This window comes from Agrobacterium sp. 22-223-1 (genome assembly GCF_053522385.1).
In genome coordinates this window covers 389,811-404,719 of sequence record NZ_JBNWCN010000003.1, presented here as the reverse complement: position 1 = coordinate 404,719, position 14,909 = coordinate 389,811, and the positions used below count along the sequence as shown (strand labels likewise).

The following is a 14,909-nucleotide window of genomic DNA, read 5'->3' as shown; positions in this document are numbered from 1 at the left end:
GCGTCAGAGACAGGCGTTTGAACCGCTCCTTTTGACGCTTCGATGATATAACCGCAGAGACCTCGCTCGCGCGACCACAAGCACCGCGATACATATCCGGGTCAGCCCGCCAGACAACGGATATCGACAGCAAGCGATCGACGATTGATCTGGCAGCACCCGAGACTGAAACATGACCATGACAGACAATCTCCGCGGCCACATTCTCCTTCTCTCCGGGCATCCCGGCTCCGGCAAGTCCACAATCGCCGAAACGCTTGCACACCTGCCCGGCGTGCCAAAGGTGCATTTCCACAGCGATGATCTGTGGGGTTACATCAAGCATGGCCGCATCGACCCCTGGCTTCCGCAATCCCATCAGCAGAACCGGATGATCATGCAGATCGCCGCCGACGTTGCCGGTCGCTACGCCGAGGCAGGTTATTTCGTCATCCTCGATGGCGTCGTGCGACCGGACTGGCTGCCGGCCTTCACGGCGCTTTCGCGCCCGCTGCATTACATCGTGCTGCGCACGACAGTGAAGGAGGCGATTGAACGCTGTCAGGCACGCGGTGGCGACAGCCTCGGCGATCCGCTTGTCGTCGCCGATCTTCATGCGCAGTTTGCCGATCTCGGCGTCTTTGAACATCACGTCCTGTCAGTATCGGACAAGGACAAACAGGCTGCCCTGCACTCGGTCATCAATGCGCTGCAATCGACGCGTTTCCGTCTGGATGCATCGATCGATGGCGACCGATAACGCGGAAATGGGTGAAGCACGCGTGTCTGCACCGACAATCCACCTCCTGCGTCACGGCGAAACTGTCCGGAACTGCCTTGGCCGGTTTCAGGGGCAGTCCCCTGACGACCGGTTGCCAGGGCAAACGGAAACCGTTATAAGGATTTTTAAATTTCCTTATAACGGCTGCGCCGATGATCGCGATCCCGATTATAAGGAAAATAACAAAACCTTATAACGACACACGTCGCCGCAAGGATTGCATGCCTTGAAACAGATTGACCTCGCATACAGGACAATGTTCGCGGAACTGGCGCAGCGATCGTTCGATGCGCAGTTCTCTACCGACTTCCCTCATAATGGACGGTTCGTGAATGTCCCCGTTAAAGGCAAGGGTTACTGGTACTTCGAGTATCCGACCCCCGATGGTGACAGGCGGCGCTATGTGGGACCGGAAGCAGACGCGGAAATAACCGCGAGGGTACACGCCCACAGGGAAGTCAAGGACGACCTCAGGGAACGGCGTCGCCTTGTTAACGCCCTTACACGAACTGGTGGCATGGCGGCGCCTGAACGTTTTGCCGGCGAAGTAACAAAAGCTCTTGCAGACGCCGGATTGTTTCGCCTTCGAGCGCTTATCATAGGCTCGGTTGCGTTCAGCTGCTATTCAGGGCTGCTAGGTGTTCGCCTTCCGAATGCCGCGCTCCAGACGGGCGACGCCGACTACGCCCAGGATTTTGCAATAAGCCCAGAGGTCGGGGACAGCCTGCCACCAATCCTGGACGTCTTGCATACCGTGGATCCGTCCTTCCGGGCGGTGCCACATCAGGCGGACAAGGCGCGTGTGGTCGCCTTCGTGAACTCGGACAACTATCGCGTGGAGTTCCTGACGGGGAACCGCGGATCAAATGACCATACGGGCAAGCCGTCACCCATGCCTGCTCCCGGCGGCGCGTCGGCGGAAAACCTTCGCTTTCTGGACTATCTGATCTACGAACCCGTCAGAACGGTGCTGCTGTACAGGGAAGGCGTCAGCGTCAACGTCCCCGCTCCAGAGCGCTATGCCGTTCACAAGTTGATTGTCGCGTCTCGCAGACGCAACGATGCCCTGGGCAGGGCAAAGCGTGACAAGGATCTTCAACAGGCATCCCTGTTGTCAGAGGCACTGGTGGAAACACGGCAAGGGTATTCGCTCGCCGACGCCTGGAACGAGGCGTGGGAACGCGGTCCTGCATGGCAGGAAGCGATCATTTCAGGACTCGCCATAATGCCTGAGAAAGCCAGATTGCCCTTGGCAGTCGCGCTCGGCGTTTCCGCCGCTGATCTGGGCAAAAGATGATGGCAACCCCGGTGCAGATGCCCGAACTTCCCGCTCCGCAGGACGGGTTCTACCGGCTTCATAGCGGCAATTGCAAACTCGTCACCGGTTGACCATCCAAAACTGCACCTGTTCAGTAGCGGACCGTTATTCCGCCGGCAAAACGGACTGCGAACCTCGCACAAAACGGCTGCCGCGGCGCTGACGCCGAAACCGGTTTGACCTTTGATCGACACGGAGAAACCCATGCCGAAACTTCAGGACATCTATCTCGCTTACCTCGACTGCCTCAACCGTCAGGCCTTCGATGAACTCGGCACCTTCGTCGACGACACTGTCGAACACAACGGACGACCATTCGGCCTTTCAGGCTATCGCGACATGCTGGTGAATGACTTTACCGACATTCCCGACCTGCGGTTTGAGGCAGAGATCCTTGTCAGCGACGCGACCCGGATCGGCGCCCGGCTTTTGTTCGATTGCACGCCCAAGGCCACCTTCATGGGCCTCCCGGTTAATGGCAGGAAGGTTCAGTTCTGCGAGCACGTTTTCTACGAGTTCGGGCACAACAAAATCCGCAGGGTCTGGTCGGTGATCGACAAGGCCGCGATCGAACGCCAGCTTGGCTGATCACCTGCAAACGCTCAGTCGCTTTCCTTCGCGTTTTCCCCGTTGAGCAAATCCTCAAGCAGTTGACGATCGGCATCCCTCAGCGTCATCTGCGGCAACTGACGCCGCAGCAGGTCCCGCAGCATCCGCACGTCCGGTTCCGCGGTTGTTTTCCGAAGTTCGCCGGTCACCCACGTGCCCAGCAGCATTTTCCGCCGTACCTCAAGCCGCCGTTCCCGTGCGGCAAGCCGTGCCATCAGCGAGCGCTTGCGCGCCTCCAGTTCCTCGATGCGACGGGCAACCGGTTTACACGCCAGACTTGGCCTGTACCAGTCCATTCCGGTGGCGGCTTGGTCGTCCATGCCCGTGGTCCCTGACCGTCGTTTCGTTTCCCCGAACCTGCCCGCATCCATCACCATCTCCATTGCTCTCAGTGTCGCAGGCCCGATGGTAGCGGGGATCGTTTTGCAGCGCATTCTGGTGAATTCACCATAGAGCCAGCCATCCACTGTCCCGCTAGACTGAATTCGACAAGGGCGCACTTACGAGTTGCCGCCCTGGCGGCAGGCAAGACATCGAAGGACCGGGGCGGAAACGGGTTTTTCTGCCGGCGCGTTTTATCGGGAGACCGGCATGGCGATCTATCGTTGCAGTGTAAAACCGGTCGGCCGCAGTGCCGGCAAAAGTGCCGTCGCCGCCATCGCCTATCGCACCGCCAGCAAAATCCTCAACCAGCGTGACGGCATTATCCATGACTTCACCGCAAAGACCGGTGTCGTCCATACGGAAATCATTCTGCCCGATGGTATCGATGCCCCATGGCCGTCCTATCAAACGATTGCCGACGCGACCGGCAAGAGCGTCAAGACTATTCAGCGCGCCGTCCATGAACCTGAGGTCAAAGGATGGTTCGACGTCCAGCGCGGAAATGGCGTCGGGTACAACACGGAATATCGTCCCTCTGCAGAGTCGATTTTACGCGCATCGGACGCCCGCGAAAAGACGGACAAAGTTGTCACCCTTTACCCTGACAAAGGCGGTCAAATTCGTCCGGAAAGGCGGTCAGATGTGTCCGGCAAAGGGGGACAAATATGTCCACCAAACCCAGAGAAAGAAAAAATAAATAGACCTAACCCGCGCGAGGACGCCCCGCTGCGCGTCGAGACGCGGCGAGCCGTCCCGCTCGTTTTCGTGGCTGAGACCAAGGCGGATCAGGTCGAGCAGTGGTACGCCTGGCTACGCCGTCACGGGCTTCCATCTATCGAAACCCTGGGCTTGCGAACCGTGAAAACCGGCAAGCCAGGTTATGCCTTGCCGGGATATTGGCCACCGGACGAGACGAGCCCAGGTGCGCTGGACTGGATCGCTTTCTTCAACCGCCGCCGTGACCACATTGCCACCGAAACTCCCCGACAAACCGACCTTCGGAGGGCGTCATGACGGACGGCGATTTGAAGGGAGCAAGGCGACCCCTGTCATACGGCGAGCCTTCTGACAGGGAGCCTTGTGAGGGGAGGCAGGCCTCCCCTTCAAACCCCACCAAGAGCACGCGGCGATCGCCCAAAGGCGAACTCAATGCCGTCGTGGTTTTCCGCTGCACCGCATCGGAAAAGCAGGCGCTGACCGCACGCGCGGCGCGGGCCGGTCTGCCCTTCGCCACGCTGATGCGGGAAGCGCTTGGCCTCACCGAGGCCCGCCGCCGCCGTGCGGTTCCGAAGGTGGACCCGGAACTGGTGCGCGCCGTTGCCCGGATCGGTGGCAACCTCAACCAGGTCGCCCGATGGCTGAATACGGCCCAGGCGCAGGGCCAGGTATCCGCCATCGACGCAATCACGGTTGCCGCGCGCCTGGTCGCCATCGAGCGGGCGCTATCGGAAACCCTTGAGCAATTCACGGCCAAGGATGACGCGCCGTGCTGATCAAGTTTTTCCGAAACGGCCAGGGCGGCGGATCGGGGCCGGTTGACTATCTGGTCGAGCGCGACGTCGTCGCTTACGACCAGAACCGCAATGCGATCCGCGATGAGCGCGGCGACGTCATGCTGTTTGCCCGCGAGCCTCTGCCGGAGGTGCTGCGTGGCGATGCAGACCGCATGCGCGCGCTGATCGACGCCTGCCCGCACCAGTGGACCTATCGCGCCGGCGTCATCGCCTTCACGGCGGAAGACGCGCCGAGCCCTGTCCAGCAACGGCATGTGATGGACGCCTTCGAGAGCCTTGCCTTTGCCGGCCTCGATGCCGACCAGCACGATATGCTTTGGGTCCGCCATACCCACGAGGGCCGCGTCGAGCTGCATTTTGTGACGCCGCGCATGGAGCTGGTGAGCGGGCGCAGCCTGAACATTGCGCCACCCGGCTACCAGAAGCACTACGACGCCTTGCGCGATGTTCTGAACAAGGAACACGGCTGGAACGACCCGATGGCGCCGGAGCGCGCCCGCGAGACCGTCAGCCTTATCGAAAGCGTCAGGCGCGGCGATGCCCGCGAGCTGATCCATGACTGGATCGTCCAGCGCATCGAGACCGGCGGCATCTGTGACCGCCCGAACATGACCGAGGCTTTGACGGCGGCGGGGTTCGACCTGCCGCGCACCGGAAAAAACTACATCACCGTGCGCGATCCGGAGACGGACGAGCGCTGGCGTCTGAAAGGAGACTTGTTCCGTGAAGACTGGACCCGAGAGAATACCCTTGAGCGAGCGCTTGAAAGATCGTCTGGCGAGCCCAGCCGTTCCGGAAGCCGGCTCGACGCCATCGCTCCCGATGAGCTTCGAGGCCGACTGGAGCGAAGCCTTGAAGCGCGCGCAAGCTACAATCGAGACCGATATCCGCAGCTTCACGGACGCGAACCGACAGCACTTGAGCGAGGCACTGACGACGACCGAGGCGGACGTGAACCGGCTTCGGTCGATGGTGCAGCCGTTCTTCCTGACCATGGGCGCGGTGGCCTTTCTGATCATCCTGTTGAGCTTCACCGCGAGCTGGTTTTGGGCGGGTCTGATGATCGACCGCGCTCAGAGCGCCAGCCTTTGGCAATTGGGCTTGCAGATCAACCAGACCGGCAGCGGCAAAGTCCTCACCTGGGACGTCAACCGCCTTCAACTGATCACCTGCCAGGCAGGGACCGACAAAACCCCATGCCTGAAGATCGCCCAGGGAGAATGACCAATGACGACACTCGCCAGACCACCGATGCCCGAGACCCTGTCGCCGCTGGAGCGCGAATTGCTGGGTTACGTCGAGACTTTGATGAACGCCTTGCAGAACGGGACCGCGCAATTCGAGGCGCTGGAAAAACGCTCGACCGACATGATCGAAAACCGGCAAGCGGCTTTGGAAGGATCGCTGAAATCGCTCATCGCGTCACAGGCTACCTTCATGAACGCCTGGCTCGCCTCCGGCACTCATTCCAGCGCCACGACCTCGACCGAGCTGACAGAAGCGTTCGCTCTGCTGGAGCAAGCCGAAGCGATGCTGGAGACGGTCGCGCCGCCGACGTGACAGCCCGACCGCCCGCGCCCGGTCGCGGCCGCAACTGATTTTCATTTCCGTCTGGAGTTTCGATCCATGAATTTGATCATTCAGCCCTACCGCTATGCCCTTTCCATTGCCATCGTGGCCGCCGGTTTCCTGCTGATGCAAACCGCACCGTTGTTCTGGCCACCGATCTACCAAAACGCGCGCGCCGCCATCCTGGTCATGTTTCTTGGGTTTGCGCTGCTGACCTTGGCGGGAGACACCCAGGGCCGCGTCCGCAGCGCGTCGGGCTTGGCTGTGGGGGCTACCCTCCTTGCCGCGTCTGCTCTCGCCCTTACCGACCCGACCATTGCGGCCGGCGTCCTGCTCGACAGCTTCAAGGCTTGGCGAAATGCCGGCTACTCCGGAATCGAGAGCATCCGAGGCATGGTTTCGACATGGGATCGCTTCACCGAGGCGCAAAAGCTTGGCGTGCAAACCAGCCTCGCCATCGGTCTGCCCGTGCCGCTGTTCCTCATTCTGCGGGCGATCATGATCGCCGCGCCGGCATCGTCCAGCCGGGTTTCCAAACAAGGCCCGTGGCGTGCCCGGTGGATGAACCGGAACGAGTTGCGCCAACTTCGTCACAACGACACCGGCTTGCCGCTCGGTCTCTCCGGCGGCGCAATGCTGCGCTACCGCCCCAATCCGAAGACCGGATGGCGCGCTGGCCACCATGTCGCCATCGCCGGCACCCGCGCCGGGAAAGGCGTGTCCGTCGTTATTCCCGCCATCATCGACCATGACGGCCCGGTCGCCGTTCTCGACATCAAGGGAGAAAACTTCGCCGTCACCCGCCGCTATCGCCAATCGCTCGGGCGTCAGGTCGTGGTTCTCAATCCCTTCAGCGTCATCGAGCCGTCGAAGGACAGCTTCAATCCGCTCGACTATATCCGGCAAGCGCACCTCGTCCGCGACATCGAAGTCATTGCCGAGGGGCTTGTTCGACCGGAAGGCGGAAACGGCGCGCACTTTGCCGAAATGGCGAAATCCATGATTGCCGCCGTGATCGAGGTCGTCATGACAAGGCGCACAGAAGCCGATCGCAACCTGATCACCGTCATGGACCTGCTGTTTTCCGCAGGCTTTGAAAAGACCCTGACGGAATGGGCTGGGGCGCCGGAAACCTTCGGCGCCCGCCCGGCCGCCGCCGCTGCCACCTTCCTTGCAGCCGGCGAGAACGAGCGCGGCGCAATCAAAACGACGATCAAGAAGGCTTTCGATTGGGCGCGTTCCGACGAATTGCGCGCCTTTCTCAGCACCTCGACATGCTCGCTCGAAAACCTGTTCGAGGGCCGCGCCGACCTCTTCATGGTGGTGCCGCTCGATCAGGTGGATGCCCAGGCCGTCTTTCTCCGGCTGCTGACGAACGTCATTCTCGGCATGGCCGTTCGCCTTGAAGGCGCGAAGAAGCCGAAAAGGAACGTGCTGCTGGTCTTGGACGAGTTTGTTCGTCTCGGCAGAATGGAAAAGCTGATCAACATCGCCAACGTCGCCGCCGGCTGCGGCATCGAGGCACTGTTCATTACCCAGGACAAGGGCCAGATCGAAAGCGTCTATGGCAAGGGCGACACGGCCAGCATTCTTGGCTCGTGCGTCACCACCCGCATTTTTGGCCTCGGCCGCGCCGAATTCGAAACCGCCAATTGGGCCGCGAACGCTCTTGGCGATCAGACCGTGCTGACCCGCACGAAGCAATCAGCCGCGAAGTTCGGCGAGAGCCGCAAGACGTCGATTGCGGAGCAGCGACAGAAGCTCATGACTGCCGACCAGATTTTGGAAATGAAGACGGGCAAGATGCTGCTGCTGACAGGTTCGAAGCCGCCGGCACTGGTTGACGCGATTGTGTCGCACCGGCATCCGGTATATCGGGCGAAGCTGGATCGGAACCCGATGGTCGCGTGACTGCAGGCGCAACTCCAACTGCTTCGACAAAATCGTTCGCAGCGCCGTGGTTGACAGTACGTCCGGAATTGGGCAATTCAAAATTGTGCTTGTAGCTCAAGTGGTAGAGCATCCGCCTTTATGAAGTCTTGGCTTTCTCAGAGCGGATGATGTGCGTTCGAAACGCGCCAAGCACGCAAGCATTTGGATCAAGAATGACGCTTTACATTTCCCGCAGCCGGTCAAGAACTGCATTCAAGGATCTTCTTGGCAACGCCAATCATCTGATCATCACCGCCCTCGTCGGTCTTGATGCTGTCGAACGCGGCATAGTAACCGAGGTGCCGGAGGATCTGCGCGCCGCATGGTCGCCAAAAAACGCCGAGGTCTCGGCAAAACGGAGCCGCCGTCTGCTGTTAGACATGGCGCTGATCAGGGCGATCGACGCTGTTGACGTATACCTGCGAGAAGCTGTTCGTAAACCTGCCCTGATCCAATCTTCCGAATTTCGGCGAGACTTGGATTCTGCGGGCTTGAGCATTTTTAAGAAACTACAGGCCGTTGAACGCCATTTACCAGATCTTGACAAGCTGCCGCTTGCGATCGTGTTCTTGATGGTGGCCTGGCGCAACCGTAGTGCTCATTCCGAAGCGGATCTCGATGCGCCGCAACAGCATCTCGACGTATTGCAAGATAAGGCTATCGAACTATCTGACCGATTTCGCGGGCTTGATGCGGAAATGCTGCTAGGCGGGTACGAGGCTGTACGGCCCACGACCTTCAAAGAGGTCGCGTCTTTGATCAATGCCGCTCATCATCTTGTGGCGGAACTGGATGCTCGACTGCTTGAGGTTATCGATGTCGAGCGGTTCTTGAAGGATGCCATATGGGCTTCTCTCGGCAGCAGCCGCCGACCGAACGAACTGATCGAACAAACGAGAATGCGTCGAGCCGTTAGCGTTTGGGGGAAAGACCCTGTGAATCGACCAAAAGCCGTTCTACGACTTCTAAATCAGTTAGGCCTTTCCCTATCCGCTCCACGGCCCCCCACAGGAGCAGTCGTGGCCGACACAATTCTGAAATTTCTGCATGACCAGACGCCGAAATCAATATTGGCTTGGTCGCAGCCGTCAGGTTAATCGACTTCTTAGCTACGGTTCAATCCAACGTGCTTTCCCCTGGTGCCCATCGGGAATCAAAATTAGTGGTCCGTCGTTTTTTGCCGCGCCCGCCAGTTTACCAATATCTTTTTTTCATCAATCGAGGGTCGCACAATTGGTGCTTGAGAGCAAGCGGCGACAGCCGGACCAACCTGAGGCTGGCGCCTCCTTGCTTTTTTCCACCAAGCGAGACGCAACCGTTGATGAAGACGTGCGGCTACGTATCTTTTGGCGAGCTCTCGAAGATATCGCCAACAAGACGCCCGTCATGAATGTTTATCACTTCCATTGGCCAAGCAGCACGAACGGCGCCCAATACACCGGGTGGGAGAATTGCTGTGCTGACGACCTGATGGGGATCGATCCGCTTTCAGAGCTCTGCGAATGATCTCCCAGAAGATCGAGTTGCGCTTGTCGAAGAGCCTCGCCACGAGGAAGCCCATCTCTTAGATAGGTGTAGAACTTTATCATAAGTACAGAAGTGGAAATATCCTTAACTGGCCATAGGGTCGCCACAACTGAGCGCACGCCCCGTCTTTCAAACATTGCTGCTAAGCTATCAAATTCTTGTCCGTTACCGAGTGCAGTTTGACAAGCCGACAATACAAGTAAGCGCACTCGTGCGAAATTAAATGTTCGATCTTCTATCCCTCGCTCCAACTCAGAAAGGGAAAGGACCGAGCCATCTCCCAATAATAAGCGGGAATTGGCTTGCGTATCACCCAGCGCGAAATGCGAGGCAATATGCACCACAGGGAATCCGCTGCTCAATGCAACGCGAAGACCGCGTCGATCAAACGCAGAATCGAGCCAGCGTTGACCATTAATTACTCCGAGCTTATCGTTCTTATCGTCGTCTTTGACAATAGAATCGATTTCGACCTGTACATTTTCAAGCGGGGAAAACCCTTCTCCCCCTCTTGAAGCTCCAAGTGCTTGAGCCCGCAAAGAAGAACCAAGCGTTCCAGGGGCAAGTAGTTGATCTGCGCTTTCCTCAGTAAGATTTGTGAAGCGATACCGTTCGACTAGATAGGTCTTGCCATCATGAAGCGCAGCGAAGGGAATATATCTCAGTTGCCTATCCATTGAGAGGACAACGTCAGAAATGTTGAGCAGTTTGAGGCTCGAGTCTACTTTCTTCCAAACTGCATCATAAACGAGTTTAGCACTGTCAGCTGGGTCACTTGACGTATCCTGAATTGCAGTGCGCATCTTTCCAATCAGACCGTTAAGCACGCTTTCATGCAAGGATAGCTCAATGTGCTCCGTTCCCATCCGAGTGGTGACCAAGAAATGTAACCTGTCCGTCAACACTACCGCAGATACTATCGCGACGTTATCAGTAAGGTCATTTAAAATTGCGCTACGCCGGTCTAGCTTTTCGTCTGAAAACGCTTCCTTTCTAGACTCAGAAACGGTTATCGCCTCCAAGTTCGCCATAGCGTTTCGCAATCGCTTGAAGCTGTCTCGCAATTCTTCGGCAGCACGCGCTAAATCCGCTTCACTTCGCGCTTTTTCAACCTGTTGATCTTGCGTAAGGTCAGAAATCGCATTTAGATTCTCAATTCTTTGCTGAAGGCGATACTGATCAATAACAGGCAGCCCTCGGACCTTCGTTGCGAAGGCTACCTGTCCGGGGTCAATGGGCATATGGTCAAATGCTTTTCCTTTGAAGAGCGGATTTCGACCGGTGAAAGCGTAAGCCTCATAGTCTTTGAGTTGCGCCAGAACCCATTCAGCCTCGTAGAAATGGCCTTGGCGAATAAACAACTCTGCCATATACCTATATTGATCACTCAATATATCCTTAAAGCATCCTTGAAGGGCCTCAGGCATTCCAAGCAATATAGACCTCGCGTCCTGTAGCTCATTTACCGCATTTTTCGCCAGAAATAACGCCGTTTCTTTCCGTCCGGTATCAAACAGAAGTGCACTAGCCTTTTGAAGCTGACAAGATTGCTCAAGGTGGTAAACTAAGCTTCCATTTATATGCCGCTGACTGTCGTTAATTTGCTGACCAATCGCGAGAGCTTTGAGAGCTGAATCAGCCGCAGCGTCCATCAATCCCAAGGCAATTTGGTCGGCGGCAAGCCGACGATACAATTCGATTAGCGATGGCGACAAGCCGCCTTGCTTCTCCTTCTGCTTTATCCGCTTCGCGACAAGGGCCATATCAAGCTCTGCTGCTTCCGGACTGATTGCATCTACTTGCGGCGAGATTTTCGTCGGATCCGCGACTATATCCTTAAGTAAGTTAACTTTACTTTGGAGGCGTGCAGCTGAAGCGCTGCCCTTCCTGCTCATTTCCGCTACCATGCGCTCAAGCTTCGCAACGTCCGCCGGCTTTGGTCTCTTGCCAATCTGCGCCTCCTGAAGCCACCGGTCTAAGAGATTGCTGATTGTATAGTCCCAACCCAGGACATCAAACCAGCCGGCATCATCGGCGGATTCGAGGATTGCAGTTGCCTCGTCGATAGCCCCATAGAACGCATAAACGGCGGCGAGGGCGACCGCGTACGGCGAGGCAGAGATGTCTCGGGACTTACGAACAAGAAACGAGAATGACGGCGTAATTGCTTCGTCACCATAACCTCCGAGTGCACCGAATGCTGCTATCTTTGAGGCAGTAACAGGATCAAATTCCAGTAACTGTTTAATGATGAGCTCTTCGCGCCGTTTCTCTGTAGCTTGATTTGACTTAGCTGTTAAGAAGAACCGCGCCTCCACGCTGCCCAAATGGACAGCGCGTTCCAAGTAGTGCATTGCCTCGTTCGGCAAATCCTGTAGCTCTGGATAGGAATACAACAAGCGACCCAGCCGGAACGCCGCGTCATAATTCTGGGAAGCGCTGATGCGATACCATTTTACCGCGAGACGCAGGTCGATCCGAGCCCAAGCGGCTCGGCCGCAGTTGAACATTGTTGCAAAGCAGTCCAAGATGACATGCTCGTGATCGCCTGCTATTTCGAGTGAAACTCTTTCGAAGCGAACGCTTAGGCGACCTTTTTGTCGGATGATGCCATGCAGCACATCTTGAGTTTCGTAGAAGGCAGTCAGCAAACGCTGCTGAGCGAAGCTGTCACCCTCTGAAGCCGCGCTCATGTACATTTCCAGAGACTGTTCGCCTTCGTGTGCGCGTACAGTATTCGTCCGGAATAGCTTCTCATGGTAGCGGGCCAGATATATTTTCGCCTCTGTACTACCCAGTCTCGCAGCGTCCTGCATTAGTGTTACAGCCAACAAATCATCTTGTTCCTTTATCGAACCATTCGCATACATCTCTCCAATTTTATATTTTGCTCTAGCATCCACCGCAGCGGCCTTCGTATACCATTTCAGGCTTTGGTCAGGGTCTTTTTTGACACCATCTGCGGATTCGTAGACCCGGCCGAGGTTATACGCAGCGTCCGCCAGCCCCTGTTCGGCGGCCTTCTCGAACCACTTCACTGCCTGCTCGTAGTTTTTGGTTATGCCGATACCTGCCTCAAGAGCCTCGCCTAAAGAGGCCTGAGCGAGGGCATACCCCTGTTCCGCGGCCAACCGATAGTAACGAACCGCTTCATGTTCGTTGACGGGCACACCTCGACCGTACATGAATGATGTCCCTAGAAGCCACTGGCCTGAAGCGCTTTCTCCTTTGGCGGCTTTCTTGTACCATCGAAAAGCTTCCACAGCGTCTTGGGGGACGCCAAACCCCCGCTCGTACATGCAACCCAAGCTTGTTTGCGCCTCTGCATATCCCTTCTCAGCTGATCTTCGGTACCATAAAACCGCTTGGACGAAGTTTTGCTCTGTTCCTTGTCCCAATTCAAGCGCCATACCTAAACGGTACTGGGCCTCGGCATCTCCCAATTCTGCGCCTTGGCGGAATAGTTCCACGGCTTTTTTTTCGTCGGAAGGGACGCCCAGCCCCGCTTGGTAAGCAATTCCCAGTCTAACAAATGCATTGCTATGACCTCCTTTCGCCGCCTCCGCGAAGTATCTCGCGGACTCTGTCGCGTCGTGCTTTTCGGCCAGTTTGTTTGCCAAGACATTTCCTAGGGAATACTGCGCCTCAGTGTCACCGCGTGAGGCAGCTAACCGATACCAATGTATGGCTTTGGCCTCATCCCTCTTCGTGCCGCGACCGTCCAAGTACATGTCCCCGAGGAGTCGCTGCGCCCTGCGATAGCCGCGTATCGCAGCTTCATGAAACCAATGGAAGGCGAGAGCGTCATCCTTCTCGACTCCGCGGCCGTTCAGGTACAAAAGGCCTAGGTTCGCCTGCGCTCCGTCGTGCCCCGCTTTTGCAGCTGAATTATAAAGTTGCGCTGCCCGAGCTGTGTCAACCGACACGCCATAGCCATACTCATACATCACGGCTAAGTAGCCATCCACGTCTCTGGAGCCATGGCCCTCATGCGACACTAGGAGCGTGAACGCCTCCGATGCCCTGTTGCTTTTTACAAGAGCTCGGGCGAGGTGCGCGTAGTTTTCTTGAACATCTGGGCGCTCAGCAATCTCGCGCTCACAAGCTTCCACCGCCGCGCCGCCGTCAACAGCTTCGAACGTAGGCCCGTCGTTCGTTGCTGACGGCCACGCTGCAAGTGTTCTACATAAATTGGGCTTGATGGTTTCTTCTGCCCCAGCCGCCTCTGTCGTTTGAAGCGTTATAAGGCTGAGCAAAAATAATAAAACCGGTTGCAAACGGAGATGCCGGCGCCTTTTCCTCCCGAACATCGCACAACTCCTTTGGATTGCGTAAATATTTAATTCTAAATACTATGCAAGCTGGCATCTGTTCTGAAAGAATGGAAGGATAAATCCTTTCCGGCGTATGGGAATAGCTTAACGTTAACTTCTCCTGTATTTTTTCGCTCGTATGTGCCGCCGGGGAGACGGGCTCTCAGCGGCATTTGGTTCCCGCCCAGTACATAAATTCCCTTTTCGTCCGCCCCAGCAAAAAAACCGACATGGCCGTTCGTTTGGTTTTTATGCTTAAATACGACTAAGTCCCCGATTGTTGGTGACTTCGTCTCGTTCGCCCAAGAACGAAAACTTGCAGAGGCCGCACTTTGCGTCGAGGGCAACAATTTTCCTTGGGGCGTTTTGCCCTGCCTTGACCTTTCAATGCACCAATTTATGAACGCGGCGCACCATGCCGTTTGATCGCCTTCCGGTTTTCGCAACAATGTTGCGTCGAAAAAGCTAACAATTATCGGATTGGCTCGGACAGGCCACTCGTCACAATAGCTGCTCGTGTCTGAACCAAAAACATCATCCATCTCACCGTTCTTCACGCTCAGAAAGTAATTTGCGACGTCGATTGGTCTGCAGTTCGTTGGGCTCAACGCTAAAATTTTGCGCGCCAAAGCGATCTCCGCCATATATGGCGCCTCGGTTCCTCGGTCTTGTAGCTCGTCAAGAGTAGGCACTCGACTAAGGGCATTTAGGTCGACCGGAGTGCCGCTGCCCAATGAGATGGGAACTGCGGATGCGATACCAGGCAATAACATCCCAGCAACCACCGCCGTGCCAGACGCGATGAGAAATTGTCGACGGTCCATTCTTCCCCCTTCAAGTCGCTAAGCTACTAAACTCAAGTTATCGCCCCTTCTTTTCCTAGCTAATTTAGAGGCATATCGATTTTTAATGCAACCGTTGTTTGCCATAGAGTATCCCTCCGCCGGATCTTTCAATTACCCACATCATCTGCGGCGTCTGCC

Annotated in this window: 12 protein-coding genes and 1 tRNA gene; 10 read left to right on the top strand and 3 right to left on the bottom strand. The window is 56.8% G+C overall.

Going from position 1 to position 14,909, the window contains the following annotated elements:
* Nucleotides 1-172: 172 nt before the first annotated feature.
* The 4 genes from ACQZ60_RS17205 to ACQZ60_RS17190 all read left to right on the top strand — a co-directional run bounded on the left by ACQZ60_RS17205 (nucleotide 173) and on the right by ACQZ60_RS17190 (nucleotide 2,666).
* Complete coding sequence (locus ACQZ60_RS17205) at nucleotides 173-739, top strand: AAA family ATPase (RefSeq protein ID WP_448735728.1); 567 nt, start codon at nucleotides 173-175, stop codon at nucleotides 737-739.
* Complete coding sequence (locus tag ACQZ60_RS17200; protein ID WP_448735727.1) at nucleotides 726-956, top strand: hypothetical protein; 231 nt, start codon at nucleotides 726-728, stop codon at nucleotides 954-956. The genes ACQZ60_RS17205 and ACQZ60_RS17200 overlap by 14 nt, the downstream gene beginning before the upstream one ends.
* Nucleotides 957-986: 30 nt before the next feature.
* Nucleotides 987-2,057 carry a nucleotidyltransferase family protein gene (locus ACQZ60_RS17195; RefSeq protein ID WP_448735726.1) on the top strand — a complete coding sequence of 357 codons (1,071 nt, stop codon included), beginning with the start codon at nucleotides 987-989 and terminating at the stop codon, nucleotides 2,055-2,057.
* A gap of 225 nt (nucleotides 2,058-2,282) precedes the next feature.
* Entirely contained in the window at nucleotides 2,283-2,666 is a 384-nt protein-coding gene (locus ACQZ60_RS17190) for an ester cyclase (RefSeq protein WP_448735725.1), read from the top strand.
* A gap of 14 nt (nucleotides 2,667-2,680) precedes the next feature.
* Here the strand turns inward: ACQZ60_RS17190 and ACQZ60_RS17185 are convergent, their stop codons facing one another.
* Nucleotides 2,681-3,007: a mobilization protein gene (locus tag ACQZ60_RS17185; RefSeq protein ID WP_448735724.1), complete on the bottom strand. Its 327-nt coding sequence runs from the start codon at nucleotides 3,005-3,007 to the stop codon at nucleotides 2,681-2,683.
* Between the two features lie 271 nt (nucleotides 3,008-3,278).
* Between ACQZ60_RS17185 and ACQZ60_RS17180 the strand changes: the two genes are divergently transcribed.
* From ACQZ60_RS17180 to ACQZ60_RS17155, 6 genes are all read left to right on the top strand, one after another.
* Nucleotides 3,279-4,085 carry a MobA/MobL family protein gene (locus tag ACQZ60_RS17180; RefSeq protein WP_448735723.1) on the top strand — a complete coding sequence of 269 codons (807 nt, stop codon included), beginning with the start codon at nucleotides 3,279-3,281 and terminating at the stop codon, nucleotides 4,083-4,085.
* Nucleotides 4,082-4,564, top strand: coding sequence for a MobC family plasmid mobilization relaxosome protein (locus ACQZ60_RS17175; RefSeq protein WP_448735722.1), 483 nt, complete (start codon nucleotides 4,082-4,084; stop codon nucleotides 4,562-4,564). The genes ACQZ60_RS17180 and ACQZ60_RS17175 overlap by 4 nt, the downstream gene beginning before the upstream one ends.
* Nucleotides 4,558-6,183 (top strand): relaxase/mobilization nuclease domain-containing protein, encoded by a 1,626-nt coding sequence (locus tag ACQZ60_RS17170; protein WP_448735721.1) that lies wholly within the window; start codon nucleotides 4,558-4,560, stop codon nucleotides 6,181-6,183. Before ACQZ60_RS17175 ends, ACQZ60_RS17170 begins: the two co-directional genes overlap by 7 nt.
* Before the next feature lie 28 nt (nucleotides 6,184-6,211).
* Nucleotides 6,212-8,065: a type IV secretory system conjugative DNA transfer family protein gene (locus ACQZ60_RS17165; RefSeq protein WP_448735720.1), complete on the top strand. Its 1,854-nt coding sequence runs from the start codon at nucleotides 6,212-6,214 to the stop codon at nucleotides 8,063-8,065.
* Between the two features lie 85 nt (nucleotides 8,066-8,150).
* Nucleotides 8,151-8,241, top strand: a tRNA-OTHER gene (locus ACQZ60_RS17160).
* An 18-nt stretch (nucleotides 8,242-8,259) separates the two neighbouring features.
* A complete protein-coding gene (locus ACQZ60_RS17155) occupies nucleotides 8,260-9,183 on the top strand; it encodes a hypothetical protein (RefSeq protein WP_448735719.1) in 924 nt (307 codons plus the stop codon).
* 300 nt (nucleotides 9,184-9,483) lie between these two features.
* Here ACQZ60_RS17155 and ACQZ60_RS17150 read toward each other — a convergent pair whose 3' ends face one another.
* Together ACQZ60_RS17150 and ACQZ60_RS17145 are read right to left on the bottom strand one after the other, a co-directional pair.
* Nucleotides 9,484-13,923, bottom strand: coding sequence for a CHAT domain-containing protein (locus ACQZ60_RS17150; protein WP_448735718.1), 4,440 nt, complete (start codon nucleotides 13,921-13,923; stop codon nucleotides 9,484-9,486).
* Between the two features lie 35 nt (nucleotides 13,924-13,958).
* A complete protein-coding gene (locus tag ACQZ60_RS17145) occupies nucleotides 13,959-14,750 on the bottom strand; it encodes a CHAP domain-containing protein (RefSeq protein WP_448735717.1) in 792 nt (263 codons plus the stop codon).
* Nucleotides 14,751-14,909 lie beyond the last annotated feature (159 nt).